The sequence below is a fragment of the Pseudomonas sp. GD04058 genome (assembly GCF_029836855.1).
Taxonomy (GTDB): domain Bacteria; phylum Pseudomonadota; class Gammaproteobacteria; order Pseudomonadales; family Pseudomonadaceae; genus Aquipseudomonas; species Aquipseudomonas bharatica.
Window position 1 is genome coordinate 52,811 of record NZ_JAOECN010000029.1, and the last position, 21,964, is coordinate 74,774.

The 21,964-nt window shown below is 61.9% G+C and carries 18 protein-coding genes and 3 pseudogenes; 5 read left to right on the plus strand and 16 right to left on the minus strand.

Annotated features, from left to right (window positions below; translation table 11 throughout):
• Positions 1-42: 42 nt before the first annotated feature.
• Genes N7650_RS20790 through N7650_RS20810 form a run of 5 tightly spaced genes read right to left on the minus strand, consistent with a single transcriptional unit; the run spans position 43 to position 3,956 of the window.
• Positions 43-675, minus strand: coding sequence for an SCO family protein (locus tag N7650_RS20790; RefSeq protein ID WP_064302115.1), 633 nt, complete (start codon positions 673-675; stop codon positions 43-45).
• Positions 672-1,571 carry a heme o synthase gene (gene cyoE / locus N7650_RS20795; RefSeq protein ID WP_279899797.1) on the minus strand — a complete coding sequence of 300 codons (900 nt, stop codon included), beginning with the start codon at positions 1,569-1,571 and terminating at the stop codon, positions 672-674. The genes N7650_RS20790 and cyoE overlap by 4 nt, the downstream gene beginning before the upstream one ends.
• Positions 1,556-2,638, minus strand: coding sequence for a COX15/CtaA family protein (locus N7650_RS20800; protein ID WP_279899798.1), 1,083 nt, complete (start codon positions 2,636-2,638; stop codon positions 1,556-1,558). Before N7650_RS20800 ends, cyoE begins: the two co-directional genes overlap by 16 nt.
• A 9-nt stretch (positions 2,639-2,647) precedes the next feature.
• Complete coding sequence (locus tag N7650_RS20805) at positions 2,648-3,241, minus strand: hypothetical protein (RefSeq protein WP_279899800.1); 594 nt, start codon at positions 3,239-3,241, stop codon at positions 2,648-2,650.
• Positions 3,207-3,956, minus strand: coding sequence for an SURF1 family protein (locus N7650_RS20810; RefSeq protein ID WP_279899801.1), 750 nt, complete (start codon positions 3,954-3,956; stop codon positions 3,207-3,209). Before N7650_RS20810 ends, N7650_RS20805 begins: the two co-directional genes overlap by 35 nt.
• A gap of 61 nt (positions 3,957-4,017) precedes the next feature.
• Here N7650_RS20810 and N7650_RS20815 point away from each other — a divergent pair, with 61 nt between their 5' ends.
• Positions 4,018-4,221 (plus strand): twin transmembrane helix small protein, encoded by a 204-nt coding sequence (locus tag N7650_RS20815; protein ID WP_279899803.1) that lies wholly within the window; start codon positions 4,018-4,020, stop codon positions 4,219-4,221.
• A 9-nt stretch (positions 4,222-4,230) separates the two neighbouring features.
• Here the strand turns inward: N7650_RS20815 and N7650_RS20820 are convergent, their stop codons facing one another.
• The 4 genes from N7650_RS20820 to coxB are packed head-to-tail and all read right to left on the minus strand — an operon-like array spanning position 4,231 to position 8,449.
• Positions 4,231-5,115 carry a cytochrome c oxidase subunit 3 gene (locus N7650_RS20820; RefSeq protein WP_009401758.1) on the minus strand — a complete coding sequence of 295 codons (885 nt, stop codon included), beginning with the start codon at positions 5,113-5,115 and terminating at the stop codon, positions 4,231-4,233.
• 12 nt (positions 5,116-5,127) lie between these two features.
• A complete protein-coding gene (locus N7650_RS20825) occupies positions 5,128-5,697 on the minus strand; it encodes a cytochrome c oxidase assembly protein (RefSeq protein WP_064302120.1) in 570 nt (189 codons plus the stop codon).
• Between the two features lie 15 nt (positions 5,698-5,712).
• Positions 5,713-7,305, minus strand: coding sequence for a cytochrome c oxidase subunit I (gene ctaD / locus N7650_RS20830; protein WP_009401764.1), 1,593 nt, complete (start codon positions 7,303-7,305; stop codon positions 5,713-5,715).
• A gap of 16 nt (positions 7,306-7,321) precedes the next feature.
• On the minus strand, positions 7,322-8,449 hold the full coding sequence (gene coxB, locus N7650_RS20835) for a cytochrome c oxidase subunit II (protein ID WP_009401765.1): 1,128 nt from the start codon (positions 8,447-8,449) through the stop codon (positions 7,322-7,324).
• Positions 8,450-8,819: 370 nt separating this feature from the next.
• Here coxB and N7650_RS20840 point away from each other — a divergent pair, with 370 nt between their 5' ends.
• Positions 8,820-9,473, plus strand: coding sequence for a hypothetical protein (locus tag N7650_RS20840; protein WP_279899806.1), 654 nt, complete (start codon positions 8,820-8,822; stop codon positions 9,471-9,473).
• 155 nt (positions 9,474-9,628) lie between these two features.
• On the opposite strand, the gene N7650_RS20845 is transcribed toward N7650_RS20840, so the two are convergent.
• From N7650_RS20845 to N7650_RS20875, 7 genes and pseudogenes are all read right to left on the minus strand, one after another.
• A complete protein-coding gene (locus tag N7650_RS20845) occupies positions 9,629-12,061 on the minus strand; it encodes a TonB-dependent siderophore receptor (protein ID WP_279899808.1) in 2,433 nt (810 codons plus the stop codon).
• A gap of 90 nt (positions 12,062-12,151) precedes the next feature.
• Positions 12,152-13,120 carry a FecR domain-containing protein gene (locus N7650_RS20850; RefSeq protein WP_279899810.1) on the minus strand — a complete coding sequence of 323 codons (969 nt, stop codon included), beginning with the start codon at positions 13,118-13,120 and terminating at the stop codon, positions 12,152-12,154.
• 4 nt (positions 13,121-13,124) lie between these two features.
• The gene (locus tag N7650_RS20855; protein WP_279899811.1) at positions 13,125-13,637 is read right to left on the minus strand and encodes a sigma-70 family RNA polymerase sigma factor; all 513 of its coding nucleotides are present in this window, start codon (positions 13,635-13,637) and stop codon (positions 13,125-13,127) included.
• 115 nt (positions 13,638-13,752) lie between these two features.
• Positions 13,753-15,285, minus strand: coding sequence for a SulP family inorganic anion transporter (locus N7650_RS20860; RefSeq protein ID WP_279899812.1), 1,533 nt, complete (start codon positions 15,283-15,285; stop codon positions 13,753-13,755).
• Positions 15,286-15,490: 205 nt separating this feature from the next.
• On the minus strand, positions 15,491-16,213 hold the full coding sequence (locus tag N7650_RS20865; RefSeq protein WP_009401776.1) for a carbonic anhydrase: 723 nt from the start codon (positions 16,211-16,213) through the stop codon (positions 15,491-15,493).
• Between the two features lie 246 nt (positions 16,214-16,459).
• Positions 16,460-17,293: pseudogene (locus tag N7650_RS20870) on the minus strand (PA0069 family radical SAM protein); the annotation flags it as partial.
• A gap of 41 nt (positions 17,294-17,334) precedes the next feature.
• Positions 17,335-17,595, minus strand: a pseudogene (locus tag N7650_RS20875) (transposase); the annotation flags it as partial.
• Positions 17,596-17,859: 264 nt separating this feature from the next.
• Between N7650_RS20875 and N7650_RS20880 the strand changes: the two are divergent.
• The 3 genes and pseudogenes from N7650_RS20880 to N7650_RS20890 form a co-directional block, all read left to right on the plus strand.
• On the plus strand, positions 17,860-19,572 hold the full coding sequence (locus N7650_RS20880) for a hypothetical protein (RefSeq protein WP_003150565.1): 1,713 nt from the start codon (positions 17,860-17,862) through the stop codon (positions 19,570-19,572).
• A 102-nt stretch (positions 19,573-19,674) separates the two neighbouring features.
• Positions 19,675-21,198 (plus strand): DUF5677 domain-containing protein, encoded by a 1,524-nt coding sequence (locus N7650_RS20885; protein WP_011979119.1) that lies wholly within the window; start codon positions 19,675-19,677, stop codon positions 21,196-21,198.
• 565 nt (positions 21,199-21,763) lie between these two features.
• Positions 21,764-21,964: pseudogene (locus N7650_RS20890) on the plus strand (HNH endonuclease); the annotation flags it as partial.

Below are 21,964 nucleotides of genomic sequence, written 5' to 3' on the forward strand. Positions count from 1 at the left end.
GGGAACTGGCTTGCCAGCGATGAGGCCCTCAAATCCCCCACCTCAATCCCGCTTCACCAACCCCGGCAATTGCGCCACCAGCTTCTGGTTGTTGAACGGCGCCCGAATGAACCCCCGCTGCGCCCCATCCGGTCCGATCAGGGCCAGGTTGCCGCTGTGATCCACGGTATACCCCGGCTTGCTGGTATCGGCCGGAATGAACGGGATACTCAGGGCATTGGCCAGCTTCTGCGTCGCCTCCAGCGAGCCGGTCAGGCCGCGGAAATCCTTGTCGAAATAGCCCAGGTATTGCTTGAGCTGGGCCGGTGTATCACGGTTCGGATCGACGCTGACCAGCACCACCTGCAACCGCTCCAGCGCCTCCTTCGGCAGCTCGCTCTTCACCTGGCGCAACTGCGCCAGCGTAGTCGGGCAGATATCCGGGCAGAAGGTATAGCCGAAGAACACCAGCGACCACTTGCCCTTCAACTGATCGACCCGCACCGGCTGGCCGTTCTCGTCGCTCATTTCCAGCTCCGGCACTGCACGGCTTTGCGGCAGCAGGATGATGCCGGCATCGATCAGTTCGGTCGGGTTGCCCTGGCCACGGCCGTTGAGCACCTTGTTGATGGTCAGCCCGAGAATCAACGCGACGAGGGCGACGAGGATAAAGACGGTTTTCTGGGTTCGAGTCATAGATTCAACAACAGGTAATGGTCTACGAGCAGCGCGATGAAGAGCAGGAACAGGTACCAGACAGAGTACTTGAAGGTCTTGATCGCAGCGTGCGGCCGAACGCCACGGTACAACACCCAGGCCCACTGCAGGAAGCGCAGCCCCAGCAGCACGGCGCAGGCAAGATAGAGCGGGCCACTCATATGGATGGCGAACGGCAGCAGGCTCACCGCAAGCAATATGCAGGTGTAGAGCAGGATATGCACCTTGGTGTAGTGCTCGCCGTGGGTGACCGGCAGCATCGGGATATCCGCCTTGGCGTACTCGGCCTTGCGGTGGATGGCCAGGGCCCAGAAATGCGGCGGGGTCCAGGCAAAGATGATCAGCACCAGCAGCAGCGGTTCGGCGCTCAGATGACCGCTGACCGCCACCCAGCCGAGCAGCGGGGGCGCCGCACCGGCCAGGCCACCGATCACGATGTTCTGCGGCGTAGCGCGCTTGAGGAAGCCGGTGTAGACCACCGCATAGCCGAGCAGCGAGGCCAGGGTCAGCCACGCGGTGAGCGGGTTGGTGAAGGTCAGCAGCAGCACCATGCCAAGCACCGCCAACAACAGCGCGAACAGCAGCGCCGGCACCGGAGCGACCCGGCCCTCGGCCAGCGGCCGCTTGTGGGTACGGGCCATCAGCGCATCGATGCGCCGATCCACCACATGGTTGACCGCCGCCGCCGCCCCGGCACACAGGCCGATGCCGAGGTTGCCGAACAGCAGCACCGTCCACGGTACGCCCGCCCGGGTAGCGAGGAACATGCCGACCAGCGAGGTGATCAGCATCAGCACCACCACCTTGGGCTTGGTCAACTCAAGGTAGTCGCGCCAGCCGGTGTCGAGCTGACGTTCACTCAGGTGCGTTGCCATGGATTGCCTCCCAGGTAGTGAAAGTCACCGGCCAGGCGCAACGGCGTGAGCCGCCAGCCGGGACTGACCCTGCGTGCCCGTGGCTGCAGGGCCGGACGGGTGCGGTAGTTGACCAGCACCATGGTCAACAGGAGACCGGCGCCACCGGCGTTGTGTGCTACGGCCACGACCAGTGGCAGGTGGAACAGCACGTTGCTGATACCCAGGCCGACCTGCAGGAACAACGCCGCCACCACCAGTTTCGCCAGCCGCCGCAATCCGACCCGGTGCAGTTGCCAGGCCAGGGCCAGCAGCACGCAGGTCACCAGCAGCGCGCCGAGGCGGTGGGTGATATGGATGGCGGTGCGCGCCTCGCTGTCGAGCTGGCCGCCGAGGTAGTTGGGGCCGATATGCTGGGTCAGGTGGAAGCCGTTGGCGAAGTCCGCCTGCGGCCACCATTCACCGTGGCAGGTAGGCAGGTCGATGCAGGCCACCGCCGCGTAGTTGGCGCTGACCCAGCCGCCCAGGGCGATCTGCCCGATCACCAGCATCAGCGCCACGGCCGCCAGCCGGCGCACCCTGCGCGGCAGCCCGGGCAGCGGCATATAGGCCCGGGACAGGCGCAGGCTGAGCAGGAACAGCAGGCTCAAGGTCGCGAACCCGCCCAACAGGTGCGCCGTGACCACCTGCGGCCACAGTTGCAAGGTCACCGTCCACATGCCGAAGGCGGCTTGCAGGAACACCACACCAAGCACCAGCAACGGCAGGCGGTAGGGTTGCCCGTCGCGCCCGTGCCGGCGCAGCGCCTGCACCGCCAGCATGGCGATCACCAGGGCCAGGGTGCCGGCGAAGTAGCGGTGGACCATCTCGTTGCGGCCCTTGTGGGCTTCGACCGGCGAATCGGGGAAATGCAGCTCGGCATGGGCCAGTTGCGCCTCGGTCTTGGGCACGCTGATAAAGCCGTAGCAGCCGGGCCAGTCGGGGCAACCAAGGCCGGCGTGGGTCAGGCGGGTATAGGCACCGAGCAGCACCACCAGCAGCGCCAGTCCGGTGGCGAATACGGCAAGGCGATATCCGGGACGGGTCATGGCGGGCTCCTAGCCGATATTGGACAGTTTGAGCAGGTGGCGCAGGTCGTTGAGCACATCCTTGCCCTTGACCTTCGCGTCGTAACGCAGCACCAGGTTGCCGTGGGGATCGACGATCCACAGTTGCGCCTCGCTACGGTTCGGCGCGATCGCGCCATAGCGGGTGGCATCCAGCGGATAGCGCTGGAGCTGCGGGTATTCGCTCTCCAGCCGGGACAGGTAGGCGCCGCTCACCGGCTCGCCGCTGGCCAGGGCATGACCGGCGCGGCTGGCATCGCGGCCCAGGCCGATGTTGATCTGCCGGGCCAGGTAGACCAGTTGCTGGCAATCGGCATTGCAGTCCTTCGGCGCACTGACCAGCAGTTGCCAGCGCTCGGCAGGAGCCTGTACGCCAAGGTCGGACAGCTCCAGGCCGTTGCCGATCATCTCGCCGTGATAACTGCGCCCCTCCGGCACCCAGAACTGCAGCTTGTACATGCCGGTGGCCAGCATCATCGGCCCGATCACCACCAACAGGATCAGGATCAGTTGCAGGCGGCCCTTGGCACGATTCCTTGGTGGCCTGCCCTCAGACATGTCGAGTGGACCCGTGGCGACGCCCATGAGGTTTCTCCTTTTTATTGTGTCGATGCCAACCGAAGTAGAGGTAAAGCGCGATCAGGGCCGTGGCCAGGGCAAACCATTGCACGGCGTAGCCCAGGTGTTTTTCCGGGCCCAGGGGCACCAGGGGCCAGTCCACCCGGTAACTGGCCGGCCCCGGCTCCAGGCGCAGTTCGTGGGGGAAGCCGGCACGGGCCAGTTGTTGCCACAGGTGCGCCGGCTCGGCGCTGTTGAGCAGGCGCGGGAAGTCGCCGTCAGGCGCATCGGCGCGCAGCAGGAAGCTGGCGCCCGGTGCGATATAGACCCAGGCCGTCAGGTCGAGGGCTTGTGCCGGGGTGTCGAAGCTCGCCGGTATCCTCCGGTCCGGCCATGGCAGCCAGCCGCGATTGACCAGCCACCAATGCCCGCTGGACTCATCGAGGAAAGGTTGCAACAGCTCCACGCCGGCCTTGCCGTCGCGCATGCGGCTATCGAGGAGAATGCTGTGCTGGCCGTCGAAATGGCCATGCAGATGGACGCGGCGGTAGGCCGGATCAGCCTGGTCCTCCAGCAATTGCCCGGCAGGCACGGGCGCCTCGACCTCGCGCTCTGCATACACATTCAGCAGCGAACGCTTCTGCTCGGCGCGACCGAGCTGCCAGAACCCCAGGCCGACCAGCACCGGCAGCAACGCCAGCACCACCAGGGTCGGCACCAGGCCGGGGCGAAAGCCTCTCATCGGACCCCCGCCAGGGCTGTCGCTATACTCGAATGCATCACGTCCCCCCGGAGATGTCGCCATGCTCAAAGCCGCGATCGTTGTGATGTTGCTGGCTACCATCGCCAGCCTCTTCAGCGGCCTGGTGTTCCTGGTCAAGGACGACGAGAACTCCACCCGCCTGCTCAAGGCCCTGACCGTCCGTGTCTGCCTGGCCGCCGTGACCCTGGGCCTGATCACCTGGGGCTTCGTCAGCGGCCAACTGGTGTCGCACGCCCCTTGGTGATTCCTCCCTTCACAGCACGTAGACGAAGATGAACAGCCCCACCCAGACCACATCGACGAAGTGCCAGTACCAACTGGCCGCCTCGAAGCCGAAGTGCTTGTCCGGGTTGAAATGGCCCCTCAACACTCTCATCAACATCACGAACAGGATCAGGGTGCCCATGGTCACGTGGGCACCGTGGAAGCCCGTGAGCATGAAGAAGGTCGCACCGTAGATGCCGGAACCGAGGGTCAGGCCAAGCTTGGTGTAGGCCTCGTGGTACTCGTAGGCCTGCAGGACGAGGAAGGCGATGCCCAGGACCACGGTCAGCGCCAGCCAGAATTTCAGCGGGCCACGATGGTCCTTGCGCAGGGCATGGTGGGCGATGGTGATGGTCACGCTGGAGCTGACCAGCAGGATGGTGTTGATCAGCGGCAGGTGCCATGGATCGATCACTTCCCTGGGCGGCGGGAACAGCTTCGGATCCGGCGTATGCAGCAGCGGCCAGGTGAACTCGAAGTTCGGCCAGAGCATGTGCGCCACGCCCTTGGCCCCTTCGCCGCCAAGCCACGGCCCCGACATGTGCCGCACATAGAACAGCGCGCCGAAGAAGGCGATGAAGAACATCACCTCGGAAAAGATGAACCACGACATCCCCCAGCGGAACGAGCGGTCCATCTGCGGGCTGTACAGGCCGGCACGGCTTTCCTTGATCACCGCGCCGAACCAGCCGAACAGCATGTACGCGAGGAACAGCGCACCGACGAAGAAGATCAGCGGCCCGTGGCTATCGCGCCCGGCCTTCATGTCGTTGAACCAGGTGGCGAGGCCGAACACCGTGATGAACATGCCGATGGTGGCAATGATCGGCCACTTGCTTTGCGCCGGGACGTAGTAGTGATCGTGAGAGGCCATGGATTGTTCTCCTTATCGGGCGCTCTGCGGGTTCGGGTGGGTCACCTGGGCGACCGGCGGCTGGCGAGCGGTGATATCGAACAGCGTGTAGGCAAGGGTCAGGTGTTTCACATCCTTGGGCAGGTCGCGGTCAACGATGAACCGCACCGGCATCTCGATGCGCTCACCCGGTTGCAGCACCTGCTGGCTAAAGCAGAAGCATTCGGTCTTGTGGAAATACGCCGCCGCCTCGGCCGGGGAAATGCTCGGGATGGCCTGCGCGGTCATGGGTTTGTCGGTGGGGTTGTGGGCGACGAAGATCATCTGGTTCACCGCCCCCGGGTTGACGTCGATCTGGTCGGCGGTGGAGTAGAAGTCCCAGACCATGTCGATGGCGTTGGTCGAGAGGAACTGCACCTTCACCGAACGCGCCGGGTCCACCTGCTGCGTACCCTGGTATTGCCCGCCGGTCTTGCCGTTGATGCCGAAGGCCCGGCACATCACGTCGTAGATCGGCACCAGGGCGAAGCCGAAGGCGAACATCACCACCGCCAGCAGCAGCAGGCGGCTGACCAGGCGCTTGATCGAGATGCCCTCGCTCATGACCGCGGCCCTCCTTTATTTCACTTCCGGCGGCGTCTGGAAGGTGTGGTAGGGCGCCGGCGACGGAATCGTCCACTCCAGGCCATCGGCGCCATCCCACGGCTTGGCCGGCGCCGGCTCGCCGCCGCGGATGCACTTGATGACGATGAACAGGAACAGCAACTGGGTGGTGCCGAACATGAAGGCGCCGATCGAGCTGATCATGTTGAAGTCGGCGAACTGCAGGTTGTAGTCCGGGATCCGCCGCGGCATGCCGGCGAGGCCGACGAAGTGCATCGGGAAGAACGCCAGGTTCATGCCGACGAACGACAGCCAGAAATGCAGCTTGCCGAGGGTTTCGTCGTACATGTGCCCGGTCCACTTGGGCAGCCAGTAATAGGCCGAGGCGAAGATGCCGAAGATCGCCCCGGGCACCAGCACGTAGTGGAAGTGGGCGACCACGAAGTAGGTGTCGTGGTACTGGAAGTCCGCCGGGGCGATGGCCAGCATCAACCCGGAGAACCCGCCGATGGTGAACAGGATGACGAAGGCGATGGCGAACAGCATCGGCGTCTCGAAGGTCAGCGAGCCTTCCCACATGGTGCTCACCCAGTTGAACACCTTCACCCCGGTGGGCACGGCGATCAGCATGGTGGCGTACATGAAGAACAGCTCGCCCACCACCGGGATACCGACCACGAACATGTGGTGCGCCCAGACGATGAACGACAGGAAGGCGATCGCCCCGGTGGCGTAGACCATCGAGGTGTAGCCGAACAGCGGCTTGCGCGAGAACGCCGGGATGATCGAGCTGACCGCGCCGAAGGCCGGCAGGATCATGATGTACACCTCGGGATGCCCGAAGAACCAGAACACATGCTGGAACAGCACAGGGTCACCGCCACCGGCGGCGCTGAAGAAGCTGGTGCCGAAGTGGATATCCATCAGCATCATGGTCACCACCCCGGCCAGCACCGGCATCACCGCGATCAGCAGGAACGCGGTGATCAGCCAGGTCCAGACGAACAGCGGCATCTTCATCAGGGTCATGCCGGGGGCGCGCAGGTTGAGGATGGTGGCGATCACGTTGATCGCGCCCATGATCGAACTGATGCCCATCAGGTGAATCGCAAAGATGAAGAAAGTCACGCTTTCCGGCGCGTAGGTGGTCGACAGCGGTGCGTAGAAGGTCCAGCCGAAGTTCGGCCCGCCACCGGGCATGAACAGGGTCGAGACCAGCAGGCCGAAGGCCGCCGGCAGCAACCAGAAGCTGAAGTTGTTCATCCGCGGCAGGGCCATGTCCGGGGCGCCGATCATCAACGGGATCATCCAGTTGGCCAGGCCCACGAAGGCCGGCATCACCGCGCCGAAGACCATCACCAGGCCGTGCATGGTGGTCATCTGGTTGAAGAATTCCGGCTGGACGATCTGCAGCCCGGGCTGGAACAGCTCGGCGCGGATCACCATGGCGAAGGAGCCGCCCAGCAGGAAGGCGCAGAAGGCGAACCACAGGTACATCGAGCCGATGTCCTTGTGGTTGGTCGTCAGCACCCAGCGCATCAGGCCCTTGGCCGGGCCGTGGGCATGGTCATGCCCGGCATGACCGTGGTCGTCGATCACTGTGCTCATGTCCTGTCTCCTCGGCTCATTTGCTTTCCGCCTGCTTGATCGCCAGCACGTCTTTCGGCGTGACCATGTCGCCCTTGTTGTTGCCCCAGGCGTTGCGTTCGTAGGTGACGACGGCGGCCAGATCGACTTCCGAGAGTTGCTTGCCGAACGCCGCCATTGCGGTGCCGGGCTTGCCGTGGAACACCAGGTTCAAGTGATCTTCTTTCGGGCCGGTGGCGATCTTCGAGCCCTTGAGCGCCGGGAACATCGGCGGCAGGCCCTGGCCTTCGGCCTGGTGACAGGCGACGCAGGTGGTGTGGTAGACCTTGTCGCCGCGCTCGACCAGCTCTTCGAGCGTCCATTCCTTGCTGGTCAACTCCTTCAGCTTGGCCGCCTCGGCCTTGCGCTCGCCAAGCCAGGCGTCGTAGTCCTCCTTGGACTTGACCTCGACCACCACTGGCATGAAACCGTGGTCCTTGCCGCACAGCTCGGTGCATTGGCCGCGGTAGATGCCGGGTTTCTCGACCCGGGTCCAGGCCTCGTTGACGAAGCCGGGAATGGCGTCGCGCTTGACGGCGAAGGCCGGTACCCACCAGGAGTGGATCACGTCGGCGGCGGTCACCAGGAAGCGCACCTTGGCGCCCACCGGCAACACCAGCGGCTGGTCGACTTCGAGAAGGTAGTGTTCGTCCTTGGGCGCCTTGCCGTGGATCTGCTCGGCAGGCGTGGCCAGGTTGCTGAAGAACTCGACGTCCTGGCCCAGGTATTTGTAGTGCCATTTCCACTGGTAACCGGTGACCTGGATATCCACGTCCGATTCGCTGGCATCGTAGATATCGATCAGCGTTTTGGTCGCCGGAATGGCCATGGCCACCAGGATCAGGAAGGGCACCACGGTCCACATGATTTCCACCCAGGTGTGCTCGTGGAAATGCGCGGGCTGCTGGCCGGTGGAACGACGGTGGATGATCATCGACCAGAACATCGCACCGAATACCACGAGGCCGATTACCACGCAGATCCAGAAGATGGTCATGTGCAGGTCGAACACGGCATTGCTGACTTCGGTCGCCCCCGGGGCCATGTTCACGGTCCAGGCGGCCTGCGCCGGAGCGATCGCCGACCACAGCAGCAGCCCCATCCAGGCGTGTGGATGTCGCTTCATTGCGGGTTCCCCTTATCGTTCTTGTTATCCCGGAGGCGGGGCCTACGGCAGGGGGCACGGCGTCAAGACTGCGGACTTCGACGGCGGCCCCCCGCTGCACTACAGGCGGGGCCTCATCAGCCAGACTTCATTCAAACCGGAGTATAGACAGGGGTCGAAAGCGCGCAACGACGCGGCGGAAAAGGACTGGCGAGCCTTAAGCGATCAGCGCGAAATGCTGTAAGACATTGACTTATAAGGATGATGGCACAGTGATATAACGTAAGCAGGCAAAAGTGCATAAGCGTTATGAGAAATACGTCTTAGGCGATAACAAAATAGGACTAATTTAGTGGTTTCCGTTTTGTCACTGGCTGTCCCTGGAGTTGTCATGAACATTGCCGCATTGCGCGAGCAGATCACTCAAGCACAAGAACACGAGGCCAAGACCGGCCAACTAAAATCCCAACTTGCAGTGCAATTGCCCCACCTTCACCCGCTGATCCAGTTGCCCGAGCAGGATGCCCAGGGTGCGTTGAACCGTTTCGTCAACGCCTACATCGATCAGGTACCCGAGCTGCTGGAAGCCGCCAATACCGTTGCCCGCGAAGCCGGAATCGAATCGCAGATCAAACCGGTGCTGAAAATCGCCGAAGCGTATTTCATCAACCCGCCGCAGATCATGACCGGGCATGTCGGCCTGGACAGCCTGCTGGACGAAGCCTACCTGGCACACCGCCTGGTGGAAGAAGTCAACGACCTGTACATCAAGCATTTCCAGCAGCCGCTGATCCCCCTGGACACCACGGTTGCCAACCTGATTGCCCATCAACTCATCGGCGAGGAATTCGCCAACCAGCTGGATGAAGTGGTCCATCACTCCCTGGACAACATGCTCGACGACGAGAGCTTCGCCCTGGAATCGGTGGAAGCCTATCGCGAGAAGCTGAGCAGCCCTGAAACCGGCGCAGCGTGGAAACGCTGGCCTTGCCTGTCGCGGCAGCTGGGCGTGGGATTGGAGCTGGGTCAGCAGCAACCTGCCTGATATTTCCTTTTCGAGGCTGATGGCCTCATCGCTGGCAAGCCAGCTCCCACAGTTACTGCACAAGTCTTAAGGCCTGTGCTGACCCTGTGGGAGCTGGCTTGCCAGCGATAGGGCCAGCAAGGACAACCTCAGATGTCCAGGCTGACCCAACCCTCTTACCAGTTGTAACTGACCGTCCCCAGCACCGTCCGCTCTTCACCCCAGTAGCAACGCCCGGCATTGTTGCAACCGGCCACATACTCCTGGTCGAACAGGTTGCGTGCGTTTACCTCCGCCGACCAATGCGCATTCAGCTGATAGCCGACGGTTGCATCCACCAGGGTCACGTCACCGGTATCCAGCTTCCCGTACAGCGACGGGCTGGTGTAGGCGAAGGTGCTGTCGAAGTGGCGCACGCCCGCGCCCAGCTTCAGCCCTTTCAGCTGTCCGTCGAGGAAGCGGTAGGTTCCCCATACCGACGCCTGGTTGCGTGGTGCGCCGGTGACCTGATGATCCTCCAGCAACGACCCCGCCACGTCCTTGGTCACCCGCGAGTCGGTGTAGGTGTAGGCCGCCGTCACGTTGATGTTGGCGGTAATGTCGCTGTTCAGTTCCAGTTCCACACCCTTGGCCCGGCTGCGTCCGACATTGCGGTAGTCGCCGGTGACACTGTCGTAGAGCGAGTCATCCTTTTTGCGCAGGTCGTAGACCGAGGCACTGACCAGGGTGTTCCAGCCCTTGGGCTCGTACTTCAAACCCACTTCGTATTGCTCGCTGAGGGTCGGGTCCAGCGGGCCGGACGCGCTCGACACCTGCTGGGTTGGGTTGTAGGCGGTGGAGTAGCTGACATAGGGCGAGACGCCATTGTCGAACTGGTACATCAGCCCGGTCTGCCAAGTGAACTGGCCGTCCCAATAGTCGAGATCGGCCGGCGCATTGAGGGTGCCGCGACGGTTGCGGTACTCGCTGTTGACCCGGTCATAGCGCCCGCCGAGCAGCATGACCCAGTTGTCCAGGCGGGTCTGGATCTGGCTGTAGATGCCATACATGGTCTGTTCCAGCAGCGCGTCCTGCACCCGCGTCGACGTCACCGGGTCGCCGGTATAGACCGGATCGAACACGTTCACCCGGCCACCGAAGCCGGCGTTCCAGTCCTGGTTGAACGAGGTACGGTCGAGGCTGGCACCGACCAGCAGGGTGTTCTCCAGCGCACCGAGGTCGAAGTGGCCCTCGACCTGGTTGTCCAGCGAGTAGGCGATGGACTTGTTGTAGCGGTCATAGGCGGTGTTGGTCACGGTGGTGCCGAAACCGCCATTGTCCAGGCTGCCCGGCCAGATCTCCTGGCGGTCGATGTGCGATTGCATGTAGCGCGAGTTCTGCCGGTACTGCCAGTCATCGTTGAACTGATGATGGAATTCGTAGCCGAGGGTCCACACCTCCCGTTCGAAGTTGTCCCAGTCCGGATTGCCCAGCAGGGCGTGCTTGCTGATCTTGCCATTGGGGTTGTGCAGCAGGGTGCCGGCAGCCGGATAGCCCAACTCCATCAGGGTGCGGTCGCGCTGGTAGGTGGCCAGCAGGGTCAGGTCGTTCTGTTCATCGAAGTTCAGGGTCAGGGACGGCGCGATGTAGATCCGGTCATCCGGCTGATGGTCGACCTGGGTCCCCGACTTGCGCCCGAGCAGCACCAGGCGGCCCAGCACATTGCCGTTGTCCGTCAGCGGTCCGGACACGTCGATGCCCAACTGGCGGCGCTCGTTGGAGCCGTAGCTCAGTTGCACCTCGCCGCGCGACTCGGCCGTGGGCCGCTTGCTGACCATATTGACGACACCACCCGGCGCGTTTTCGCCGTAGAGGATCGAGGTCGGGCCGCGGAACACTTCGATGCGCTCAAGGCCGTAAGGCTCGCTGGTGGTGTCGTAGCGGTTGCCCTGCACCCGCAGGCCGTCGCGCAGCAAGCCGTAGCCATAGTCGGTGGCGTTGAAGCCACGGATGAAGAACAGGTCGCCGGCGCCGCCGTCACCGGCCGCGAACGGCGGGGCGAAGATGCCCGGCACATAGCCGAGCACTTCGGTCAGGCTCTGCGACTGCTGGTCTTCCATGCGCTGGCGGGTGACCACCGATACCGAACGCGGGGTGTCGGCCAAGGCGGTGCTGGTCTTGCTCGCCGTCGCCGAATGGGTCGCGCGGTAGCCCTTGTCGTCCTGGCCGTAGCTGTCGGCCAGGCCCTGGGCGTTGATCGAAGTGGCGTCGAGCTGCACGGAGTCACCTTGCGGCGCCGGCTGCAGCACGTAGCCACCGGCACCCTGCGGTACGGCCACCAGCCCCGAGCCACCGAGCAATAGCAACAGCGCCTGTTCGACGCTGTAGTCACCGTCCAGCCCGGCGCTGCGCTTGCCGGCCGCAAGCTTGTCGCTGCCCGCCAGGTAGATCCCGGCCTGGCTGCTGAGGTCATTGAGCACGGCGCTCAGGCTGCCGGCCGCGACATGGAAGGTGTGCACCCGGGTGCTGGCCTGGGCGGCCTGGACGGCGGCAGGCAGCAGGGCCAGCGGAGCGAAGGTGAGGAAGGTCATCGGCACGAGGGCCAATACGCAGGAGCGGGGCGACGACATGGCAGTCCCTGTTGTGTTCATGGGGTCAATGAGAGGTTCTGCGGTTGAACCGGACGACGCGCAAAAAAGGGAACCACCCGCCGAAAAAATTCAGGCGGGCTCGACCGTTACCCACCAGTCGGTCATGCGCTTGACCCGGATCGGCAGCGCCGCCTCCAGCAGACGCAGGGCGTGGTCGCTGTCATCGAGGGGGAAGGTGCCCATCACCGCGAGGCTGGCCAGCTCCGGATGCAGGCCGAGATGACCGGGGCGATAGCGGCCCAGCGCATCGATCAGATCGGCCAGGGGCATGGCCTCGGCAGTCAGCCGGTTGCGGATCCAGGACTCGCCAGCAGCCTGGACCGGCGCTGCAGGCGAGATGGCCAAAGCCGAGAAGTCGACGCGCTGGCCAGCCTCGACCAGTGTGCGGCTGCCCGTACGGGTGAAAAGCTCGACCTGGCCCTGGTACACGCTGAGCCGGGCATTGCCCTCGGCGTAGCGCAGCGCGACGCGGACCGGCGTTGCCGCCATCTGCAACAGGCCGGCGCCGGTTTCCATCAGCAGCGGGCGGCGGTCCTGCACCGTCGAGTGCAGCAGGACCTCGCCGAAACGAAGGTCCAGCAGGCGCTGGCGGGCATCGAAGCGGGTATCGACCGCCGTTTGCGCACCCAGCCACAGGGTGCTGCCATCGGCCAGGGCGATCTTGCGGTTCTCGCCGGTGCCTGTATGCAGGTCGGCGGTCCAGCCATTGCGCGAGGCGGCCTGCCAGCCACCGAAGCCGGCCATCGAGCCCAGCGCCAGCACCAGCATGGACTTCACCGTCTGCCGGCGACCCAGGCGTGCCGGATGTCGTTCGCGCAGTACCCGGCCAGCGCGCTCGCCTTCGCTGCGCAGCGGTGCGAAGCGCTCGCCGACCCGCTCCATATAGCGCCAGGCGGCCTGGTGTTCGGCATGCTGGTCAAGCCAGGACTGCCACTGTTCGCGAACGCCGTTCTGGTCGCCTTCTTCCAGTAGCCGAACATACCACTGGGCGGCATGTTCAAGGCTGGCGTGGCTGAGCTTTTCATGGGTTGCGCGCATCGCCTTACTCCACCAGCACGCCGTCGAGCTCGGCTTCGAGCACGGCACAATGCAGGAACGCCTGGGCCATGTATTTCTTGACCATGCGCTCGCTGACCTCCAGCCGTTCCGCGATCACCCCGTAGGTGATGCCCTCGACCTGGGCCATCAGAAACGCCTCGCGAACCTTGGCAGGCAGGCGCATCAGCATGGCATCCACTTCCGCCAGGGTCTCGATCAGCAAGGCCGTATGCTCGGCGGAAGGCTGGACTGTCTCGGGCCGGGCCACCAGGCTTTCGCGCCAGGCCCTTTCCAGTTGGGCGCGGCGCCAGTGATCGATGCACAGGCCCTTGGCGATGGTCGCCAGGTAGGAACGTTCGCCGGTCTGGTCGTCGAACTCGAGCGGCCGGCGCAGCACGCGCAGAAAGGTGTCATGCAGCAGATCCGCGGCATCCCAGCCATTGCCGAGGCGGCGACGCAGGAACAGCAGCAGCCAGGGGGAATGTTTAACGTAGAGGGTCTGGGCAGGGGAGGACATGAAGGATCCGCGCAGGAGGATGCAAATGGTATTGATTCTTGATAGTAGGTGAGTGATGGCACCGCCTGCAATGTGCGCGATCAGCAGGGCGGTGCCGTTGGTCGTCAGGGCGGGCTTAGGTACCGAGGCCCACCGTGGTCCTTACGCGTCCTTCGACACGCCGTTTCAGGCGACGCGACTCGATCACCAGCGACGAGCCGTTGCTGGCATTGGCCCGTCCCCAGTCTTCCAGCAGCTCGAGGCAGGCATGGTCGATATAGCTCAGGTTGGCCAGTGGCACATGCAGGGTGGTCCCCGGCGGAATGCCATCCAGCGCCTGGGTCAGGGCCGGGACCTTGAGGAAGGTGGCGGCACCGCTCAGGCGCAGCTCCATATGCCCCTCGCGCTCCAGGCTGGTGACGCTGATCTTCAGCCGCGCCGCCTTCAGTGCCAGCTTCACCAGGGTCAGGGCGAAGCCCAGCAGCACACCGGTCAGCAGGTCGGTGAAGACGATGGCCAGCGCCGTGGCCGCATAGACGAACATCGGCATGCGTCCGTAGCGGCCCAGGCCACGAAACGCATTCAGGTCCACCAGCTTGACCCCGGTGAATACCAGTACGCCGGCCAGGCTTGCCACGGGAATCTGCTGCAGCACGCTACCCAGCAGCACGACGAAGGCCAGCAGCCACAGGCCATGGAAGATCGCCGACAGGCGGGTCTTGGCACCGGCCTGGACGTTGGCCGAGCTGCGCACGATCACGCCGGTCATCGGCAACGCGCCGAGCACACCACAAATCATGTTGCCGACACCCTGCGCCGATAATTCGCGGTCAAAATCCGAGCGCTGGCCACTGTGCATGCGGTCCACGGCCGCTGCCGAAAGCAGGGTCTCGGCACTGGCGATAAAGGCCAGGGCGAAGGCGGCGACCAGCAGGGCCGGATCGGCCAGGGCCATGAGATCGGCCGGGCGCAGCCAGTCGATGGCTTCACTGAGGTTGGCCGGTACTTCCACGCGGTTCACGCCAAGATCCAGGCCGATGCTCAGCAAGGTCATCGCGCTCACACCGAGCAGGGCACCGGGAACGAAGCGCAAGGTTGTCGGCTTGAAGCGCTCCCAGCCCCACATAACCGCGATGGTACCCAGCCCGATTGCCCCGGCCTGCCAGCCGTTGCCAGCAGACTCGAACGGCAGCGACGCACTCACCACGGCGGGGAAACCGAGGAGGTTTTCGAGGCCTGACGGCAGCGGCGAGCTATCGAACATCACATGCACCTGGGACAACACGATCAACACACCGATACCCGCGAGCATGCCGTACACCACCGCCGGCGCCGTAACCCGGAACCAGCAGCCCAGGCGCAAGCGCCCGGCGAGCAATTGCAGCAATCCCGCCAGCAGCAGGATAGGCCCGAGCATCGCCATGCCGTGGGTCCGTACCAGTTCGAAGACCAGCACCGCCAACCCCGCCGCCGGCCCGCTGACCTGCAGCGGCGAGCCGGCCAGCCAGCCCACCAGCAGACCGCCGACGATGCCGGTGATCAAGCCCTTGGCCGGCGGCATGCCAGAAGCGATGGCGATCCCCATGCACAGCGGAAGCGCCACCAGGAACACCACTACCGAAGCCAGCAGGTCCCGCGGCAGCGCCGCTTTGAAATGCGTCATGTTCATCCTGTTCTCCTTTTTCAGGCCATTCCTCTGGCCACTCTTTTACGCAGGCGTCGGGGCGCCGCCCGAATCGCGGGCAGCCGGAAACCGCCGACGCTGCGGCAAGGCATCAAAACGTTTTCAAAGGCAGCCGACGCCCGGCCACGGCGCCGCGGGCAGCGGGCCGTGGTGGGTTGCGTCAGCGATTTTCAGGTGTTGCGAAAAAGGCTCAGTAGCGGCCTTTCGGGGTAGCGCTTGGAATCGGCGCGCCGCGGGTCAGCGGCAGGAAGGCATCGCTTTCGGCATCGTAGGCGGAGATTTCGCTGGTTTCGATGTTGTAGATCCAGCCGTGGATATACAACTGGCCAGCCGCCAGGCGCGAAGCCACCGATGGGTGGGTGCGCAAGTGGTGGAGCTGGGCGATGACGTTCTCGCGGGTCAGGACCTGCATGCTCTCGTGCTCGGTGCCGCACTGGCAGTTGTCCTCGACCACGGTGCGGGCCACTTCGGCGTGGCGCAGCCAGGCCTTGACCGTCGGCATCTTCTCCAGCGACTGCGGGTTGAGTACCGCACGCATCGCACCGCAATCGGAGTGACCGCAGATGATGATGTGGTGCACGCCCAGGGCCATGACCGCGTACTCGATCGCCGTCGAGACGCCGCCGTTCATCTGCCCGTAGGGCGGAACCACGTTGCCCACGTTGCGGGTCACGAACAGGTCGCCGGGAGAACTCTGGGTAATCAGTTCGGGAACGATCCGCGAGTCGGCGCAGGTAATGAACATGGCACGCGGCTTCTGCGCCGTGGCCAGTTTCTTGAACAGCTCTTCCTGTTCAGGGAAGACTTCGTGATGGAAACGCAGAAAGCCATCAACGATATGTTTCAGAGCGCCATCGGCAGTCTCGGCTTCAGGGGTAGCCGGGCCGGTCGGAGAGGGTTCCTTGTTCGACATGATGCATCCTCTTTGACAGGTTCGTAGGTAAGTCCATTTTACCGGGTTAGGATTCAGACAGGCTTACGTCACTTGGATTACAGATGTAGTCAACAAATCACATTTCTGTCTGCCTGAATTCGTACGCTACGTGTCGAAACTTAACTCAACCTGAATTCGAAGGCTCTAGAACGGGCGTTCCAGAAGCATTTGCCGGGATTTCCATGGTATCAAAAAAACATTAATCGCCAATGGCCATTATTGTTTTTACAACAAAGACAACTGCCCGCCTGGCGGGCAGAACGCCGAGCAATCCAGCGAATAGCCACTCCGGCGGTTGAGCCCGTAGCGCCGGATAGCCTTGTCGAAGCGTTGCGCCAGCAGGTCGGCGAATACGCCCTCTCCGCGCATCCGCGCGCCGAAACGGCTGTCGTAGAGCTCTCCGCCGCGACTCTGGCGGACCAGGCTGAGAACATGGGCCGCACGCTGCGGGTAATGGTCCTGCAACCACTGCTCGAACAGCGGCGCCACTTCCAGTGGCAGGCGCAGCAGCATGTAGGCTGCGGTCAATGCCCCGGCCTCGCTGGCCGCCTCGAGCAGACGCTCCAGCTCGCTGTCGTTGATGGCCGGGATCATCGGCGAGCACAGCACCCCCACCGGGATTCCCGCCTCGCGCATCACCCGGATCGCCCGCAAGCGCGCCTTCGGCGCCGCGGCACGCGGCTCGAGGGTGCGCTTCAGTTCATCATCGAGGGTGGTCAGGCTGATCATCACCGACACCAGGCGCTGCTTGGCCAGCTCGCCGAGCAGATCGAGGTCACGCAGGATCAACGAACCCTTGGTGACGATGGTCACCGGATGTCGGTAGCGCAACAGCACTTCCAGCAGGCGCCGGGTCAGTTGCTGCTCGCGCTCGATGGGCTGGTAGGGATCGGTGTTGGAACCCAGGTTGATCGGCGCGCAGGCATAGCCGGGTTTCGACAGTTGCTGCTCCAGCACGGCGGCGGCGTTGGTCTTGGCGATTAGCCGGGTTTCGAAATCCAGGCCGGGGGAAAGGTCCCAATAGGCGTGGCTCGGTCGCGCATAGCAGTAGATGCAGCCAGTCCTTATCCATTAAGTCAACCCCTAGACACCGATGTGTGAGCCTCGCGTTCGAGACGGCGGCTGGACTGGATGCGATTGAGATAGCCGTAGATGTAGATCTTCAGCAGGTCGGCAGGATGGTAAGCGGGGCGACCTGTTTCAGCCGGGACGACGCCCTCGAAACCCAACTGGCCAAGGTTGAGTTCATCGACGAAAACATCGACCACCCGCACCGGGTTGGTGTCCGCCACGTAGTCATCCAGGCTCTCGGGAAGCAGCGCGCTTTGGCCTCGATGCTCTCCCTGGATAAAACGCTTCATTGGCGCCCCCGCTGATTTCGAATCCATCAAATCACAGCAAGGTCGATGCCAACGTTTTTACACAGCCTGGGCCACTAGCGGCCGCTCTCATCAACCCTCACACGGCAGCATGTGACAAAGCCTGTCGACTGTGCGTGAGCCTATTGGCTTTGGAGAGTAGAGCGTGGTTAGCCAAGGTGCCTTGCGAACCTTTATGGGATTGACCTGTATAGTGCCGGAGCGGAGATTAAGCTCCACCGAACCAATGGTAGTGCGAGAGGGAAGATGCGCCGATTTGAAGCCAAGGACCTAATTGCGCTCGCGACCGCGCCAATGAATCCAGATGATCATTGGTACGTGGATGCTGAACAAGCCTCGCAGTACCTGGTCGCGAATGCGAATGCTGATGAGATCGTCATCTATGCATCCGCTCCCGCGGTATTGATCGTCGGAGCTCTCGTACCAACCGTTAACGTCACACCGGTTGACGGAGGCGCGCTTCAGAATACGTCGCTTTGCACTGATGCAGCTTGGAAGATTCAAAAGTCTTGGAACGCGGCTGAAGGTTACCGCGTATACCTAGAGCCACCATTTCCGAATGACCGGGTATCAGCCCTCTCTGGCGGCGAGACGCTCGTCACAAGGCGATATCTTTCGGGCGTGCACAAAGGTCCGGCTCCAATTGAAGTCAGCCAGAAACTCGTCCACTGCCTGGACATTCACTATATCCCCGAGCGGAATGCCTACTGTCGCCTAGACGGCAACGGGGATATCGAGGATGTGATACGGGTTTTGACGCTTCCAATCGATGAGCAGTTGGAAGGTAGAGAAGTCGTAACGATCCTTCGCAAAGATCTGGACACATACATGGCAGTCGCGGATCTAGCGCTGGTTATCAAGTTTGACTTCACGCGGACCGTTCGCGGTAGCTTCAGCGGCTGGAATGACGTAAGCCGCTACCATCGCGATGGGGAGGATCTTTTTTACCATGGCGGTTCAGCCGCTCGTGCCAGCTTCATGCACGGCGCTATGGTTGTGCGCTCACGAACAACCCTGGCTGAACAGGAAGAGGCGTGGCGCAGGGATTTTGAAGGTGCCCCTGACCGGGAGTATGCAGTTTTCAAAATTTACGACCGCAAAAATGATCGCAATGTCGAGACATCCGCTAGCCCGCTTCATATCGTCAGCTACTTCGAGCAAAGCGACCTGCCGTGGCAAATCTCTCCCGCATTCTTTAGGCCTGAGGTTCTCCAGCGCTTCAAGGCCGACCCAGAAAAATACACGCTCGAAGACCGAAGCATCTCCTGCCGCGGAGCTTGGCACATCAAGTCATACGACATAAATGAGGCAGGCCAAGTCCACGTTTACATCGGCGACCTCGCCAAGCTTCCTATTGCAGAGCAAAACTACTGGAAGGCATTCAACGAATGGCCGAAGTCATCCATCTCGGCACGAGCCCATCGGACGGATATAGAGGGGCAGTGGTGTACGACCTACGACCCCTTAAATTCTTTAAGAAATAAGGTGAGAGCACTGGATAAGGCCTGCCCGGAATGGTGGAACCGGAGAGGCGATGCACTGATGGATAGCGTACTGGCCCCGGCTACCGACTCCCCGAAAGAATGGGGAGATGAAATATTGGCGCTCGACCAATTGCTGGTGGAGGGCTTCCTGGATAAGCCTCTGCGAAAGATCGCCCAAGAAAAAGGGCGAGAAATAGAGCCTGTGTGGCGCTCGCTGAAGCTTCTTCATGAAATTCTGCTTGGAAGCACTCTGAGTGAGGAGGCTGCCAAACAACTGCTGGCTCCTATGAAAAAGCTCCATGAGCTTCGCAATGAGATCCGAGGACACGCGACCCATGAGAAAAAGGAGGTCGCAATTCGCGAGGCCCGTACTACCCACGGTAATTTTCGAGCTCATTTTTTCCATCTTGCAGAAGGCTGCGACCAGGCTCTCATCGGCGTGCTAAAGGCACTCGAGTTCGAAATGGAAGATTAGAAAACCGAGTTCTGACCCGCCCCAGCTGTAGGCATGCTTCGTCTCACAATCGTCACCCGCAACGTTGCGAGAGCCAACCAGACCCGAGAGTAGGAACGGCAAATGACCAAGAAAAAGAAGAAGAGTCGTTCAGGCAAGATCACGACACCGCTCGCCGGCCACAAAAGGGTCGGTAAAGCTCTCGTGCCCCCAATGCTGCAGCTAGAGGGGGTGAGCTTTTCATCTTGGGTCAATGACCGTCTACCCGAGATGCTATGGGCCAGCCTCGTGATCACAGTCATCCCCAGGGATCAGGCGCTTGAGGCATTCCGTGACATTGCCGCGTTAGGTCTTCGCTATCGCAAAGACGAACGGGAGCAGGCGACAGGTTGGACGCTGAGACACACCCATCTTCCCGCTCAACCGCGTGAGCTTTTTGAAGCGCTCGTTGGCCGAGTATTGCGGTGCCACGCAGGTGCTCAGGCCCTACGCCCCCTACTCCTTCTGGAAAACCTTCCAGGTATTACCTGGTGGAAAGCTGCACTTGGTAGCGAACCAATCGAAGATGACTGGCAGACACTTGGGCAGGCTGTTCAAAAGACCTTCGACCACCAGTCTCAAGAAGCAACAGACGTTCGCTGGGTCAGCATTCTGTTCAAAATCGCCTTGGGAGAAATGCTGTTCCCCGCAGGTTTTGAGGAGCACCTTCTAGAGATTGTTGAGTATCCAAATCGCGGAGATATGAGGAGCGTTCGCCCCTCTATCAGGGCCATGGAGATGACGTTCACTCATCTGGGTCAAAGCTCATGGTCTGAGTCATTTTGGACCGACATGCTGCAACAAACGGGTTGCACTCCTGCTCCGTTGCTGCCCAGAGAAAAGCCCTCAAATGATCTTCAGGCTGTCCGGCTGGGGCTCGTTGAGGTCCGGAAAGCTTTACTTGAACACTGGTTTACAACTCTAAGCACTTCTGGGATAGACCCTAAGCAGGACGGCGTCTTTGGTTTCGGCTTTTTCGCGCTGTCCTGTTTTGCGGAAATGAGTTCAGGCCCATTGAACGAAGGCATTGCCGGCAGGCTCCTGCTTCGTGCGCTTACAGAGTGCAGGATTTCGTTGGCATTTTTGGTTCGGTGCGGCGATGACGCCATGTGGAAGAAGTTCCGATCCTATGGCGCCGGCCAGGCAAAGCTCGCATTGCTCAAGCACGAGGAGATGACAGGCGAAAGGCCTCGATTCGTAACCCTGGAAACCCTGGAACGCCTGGCGAATGAAGACTACTTCCAAGAATACGTCGAGATCGATCTAGGCCATTGGTGTGGCAAAGATCTTCGAAAACTGGCAGAGGAGTCAGGCACCAAGGAAGATTATGACCGGTACTACGGCTGGGCTTCAGGCTTCGTTCATGGACAGTGGGGCGCCATGCGAGACAGCAACTTCACTCACTGCCTGAATCCGTTGCACCGTTTCCATCGTGTTCCACTACCTTTCCATCGGAAGCTCGAACCAACGCTTGATGACGGATTGCAATTGGTCAACTCCATCCTCGACGACGTTAGCACTGCGTATCCTGGCTTCAATGCTCGTATCAAGATCAGTTCTGACTCTATGGAGCGGCAAGAGGATGCTGCGACAGTAGAGCCTACGTAGCACTAGAAAGGCGAACGGGCTTTTCTCGCTGGGTAATTGGACAGACTTTCCCGCTCATTTGCATTCGACCTGACCAGTCACTTGCATCGAATTTGACCAGCATGCTTCGTGGCCCTATCTGGCACAGAACACCCAGCCCCTGCTGGAGCTGATTTACCTCAGGGCAATTCACCGCGCTGGTGAGAGAAAACTAGCGGTGTTCTCCAACAGAGCATTTGGTTAGGACGTCTGCTACTGGCCGGGGGCTGCGAATGACGGAGGTCAGGAGCCGGCCAAATACCACCGTTGAGGCTTTTAGGTATCTAAGAAGGGTGACTCACCTCGAGGCCATCACTCTCCCTTTCGCGGTCATCACGGCACCTGTCCAGAACTAGTTGCTGAACCGAGCGAAATACTGGAGATGTCTATCAGACGCGTGTGGTAACAGCTAGCAACCAACGGCTGGTAGCGCCGAAATTTTATTTTAGCCGCTTCGCTTCCCCGACCTTGAATTCCGATTTAGCGACCTCACCTGATCTCAAAGAGCCAGTACGCATTAGTGGTTCTGATGTTTCTAGGAGGCCTCGTGGGAAAACAAGAAAAAGCCAATGCTGCCACCGGCCGCTATGACACTGACGACGTGACGAAGCGTGTCGTGTGGACTCAGGCTGCAGGCCATTGTGAGCTGTGCGGTACCGACCTCATGTATGACTACCGTGCAGGTAAGCCCATGAAATGGGGCGAGGTAGCCCACATCCTGCCAGCTAGCCCAAAGGGCCCACGGGGT

Bases quoted from the DNA above. Each gene is read 5' to 3' on its own strand.
- coxB (WP_009401765.1), bottom strand. From the start codon at position 8,449: ATGAAGCGACATCCACACGCCTGGATGGGGCTGCTGCTGTGGTCGGCG.
- N7650_RS20865 (WP_009401776.1), bottom strand. From the start codon at position 16,213: ATGTCGAACAAGGAACCCTCTCCGACCGGCCCGGCTACCCCTGAAGCC.
- cyoE (WP_279899797.1), bottom strand. From the start codon at position 1,571: ATGGCAACGCACCTGAGTGAACGTCAGCTCGACACCGGCTGGCGCGAC.
- N7650_RS20860 (WP_279899812.1), bottom strand. From the start codon at position 15,285: ATGAACATGACGCATTTCAAAGCGGCGCTGCCGCGGGACCTGCTGGCT.
- N7650_RS20885 (WP_011979119.1), top strand. From the start codon at position 19,675: ATGACCAAGAAAAAGAAGAAGAGTCGTTCAGGCAAGATCACGACACCG.
- N7650_RS20845 (WP_279899808.1), bottom strand. From the start codon at position 12,061: ATGTCGTCGCCCCGCTCCTGCGTATTGGCCCTCGTGCCGATGACCTTC.
- N7650_RS20810 (WP_279899801.1), bottom strand. From the start codon at position 3,956: ATGAGAGGCTTTCGCCCCGGCCTGGTGCCGACCCTGGTGGTGCTGGCG.
- N7650_RS20805 (WP_279899800.1), bottom strand. From the start codon at position 3,241: ATGGGCGTCGCCACGGGTCCACTCGACATGTCTGAGGGCAGGCCACCA.
- N7650_RS20840 (WP_279899806.1), top strand. From the start codon at position 8,820: ATGAACATTGCCGCATTGCGCGAGCAGATCACTCAAGCACAAGAACAC.
- N7650_RS20800 (WP_279899798.1), bottom strand. From the start codon at position 2,638: ATGACCCGTCCCGGATATCGCCTTGCCGTATTCGCCACCGGACTGGCG.
- N7650_RS20790 (WP_064302115.1), bottom strand. From the start codon at position 675: ATGACTCGAACCCAGAAAACCGTCTTTATCCTCGTCGCCCTCGTCGCG.
- N7650_RS20820 (WP_009401758.1), bottom strand. From the start codon at position 5,115: ATGGCCTCTCACGATCACTACTACGTCCCGGCGCAAAGCAAGTGGCCG.
- N7650_RS20815 (WP_279899803.1), top strand. From the start codon at position 4,018: ATGCTCAAAGCCGCGATCGTTGTGATGTTGCTGGCTACCATCGCCAGC.
- ctaD (WP_009401764.1), bottom strand. From the start codon at position 7,305: ATGAGCACAGTGATCGACGACCACGGTCATGCCGGGCATGACCATGCC.
- N7650_RS20850 (WP_279899810.1), bottom strand. From the start codon at position 13,120: ATGCGCGCAACCCATGAAAAGCTCAGCCACGCCAGCCTTGAACATGCC.
- N7650_RS20880 (WP_003150565.1), top strand. From the start codon at position 17,860: ATGCGCCGATTTGAAGCCAAGGACCTAATTGCGCTCGCGACCGCGCCA.
- N7650_RS20825 (WP_064302120.1), bottom strand. From the start codon at position 5,697: ATGAGCGAGGGCATCTCGATCAAGCGCCTGGTCAGCCGCCTGCTGCTG.
- N7650_RS20855 (WP_279899811.1), bottom strand. From the start codon at position 13,637: ATGTCCTCCCCTGCCCAGACCCTCTACGTTAAACATTCCCCCTGGCTG.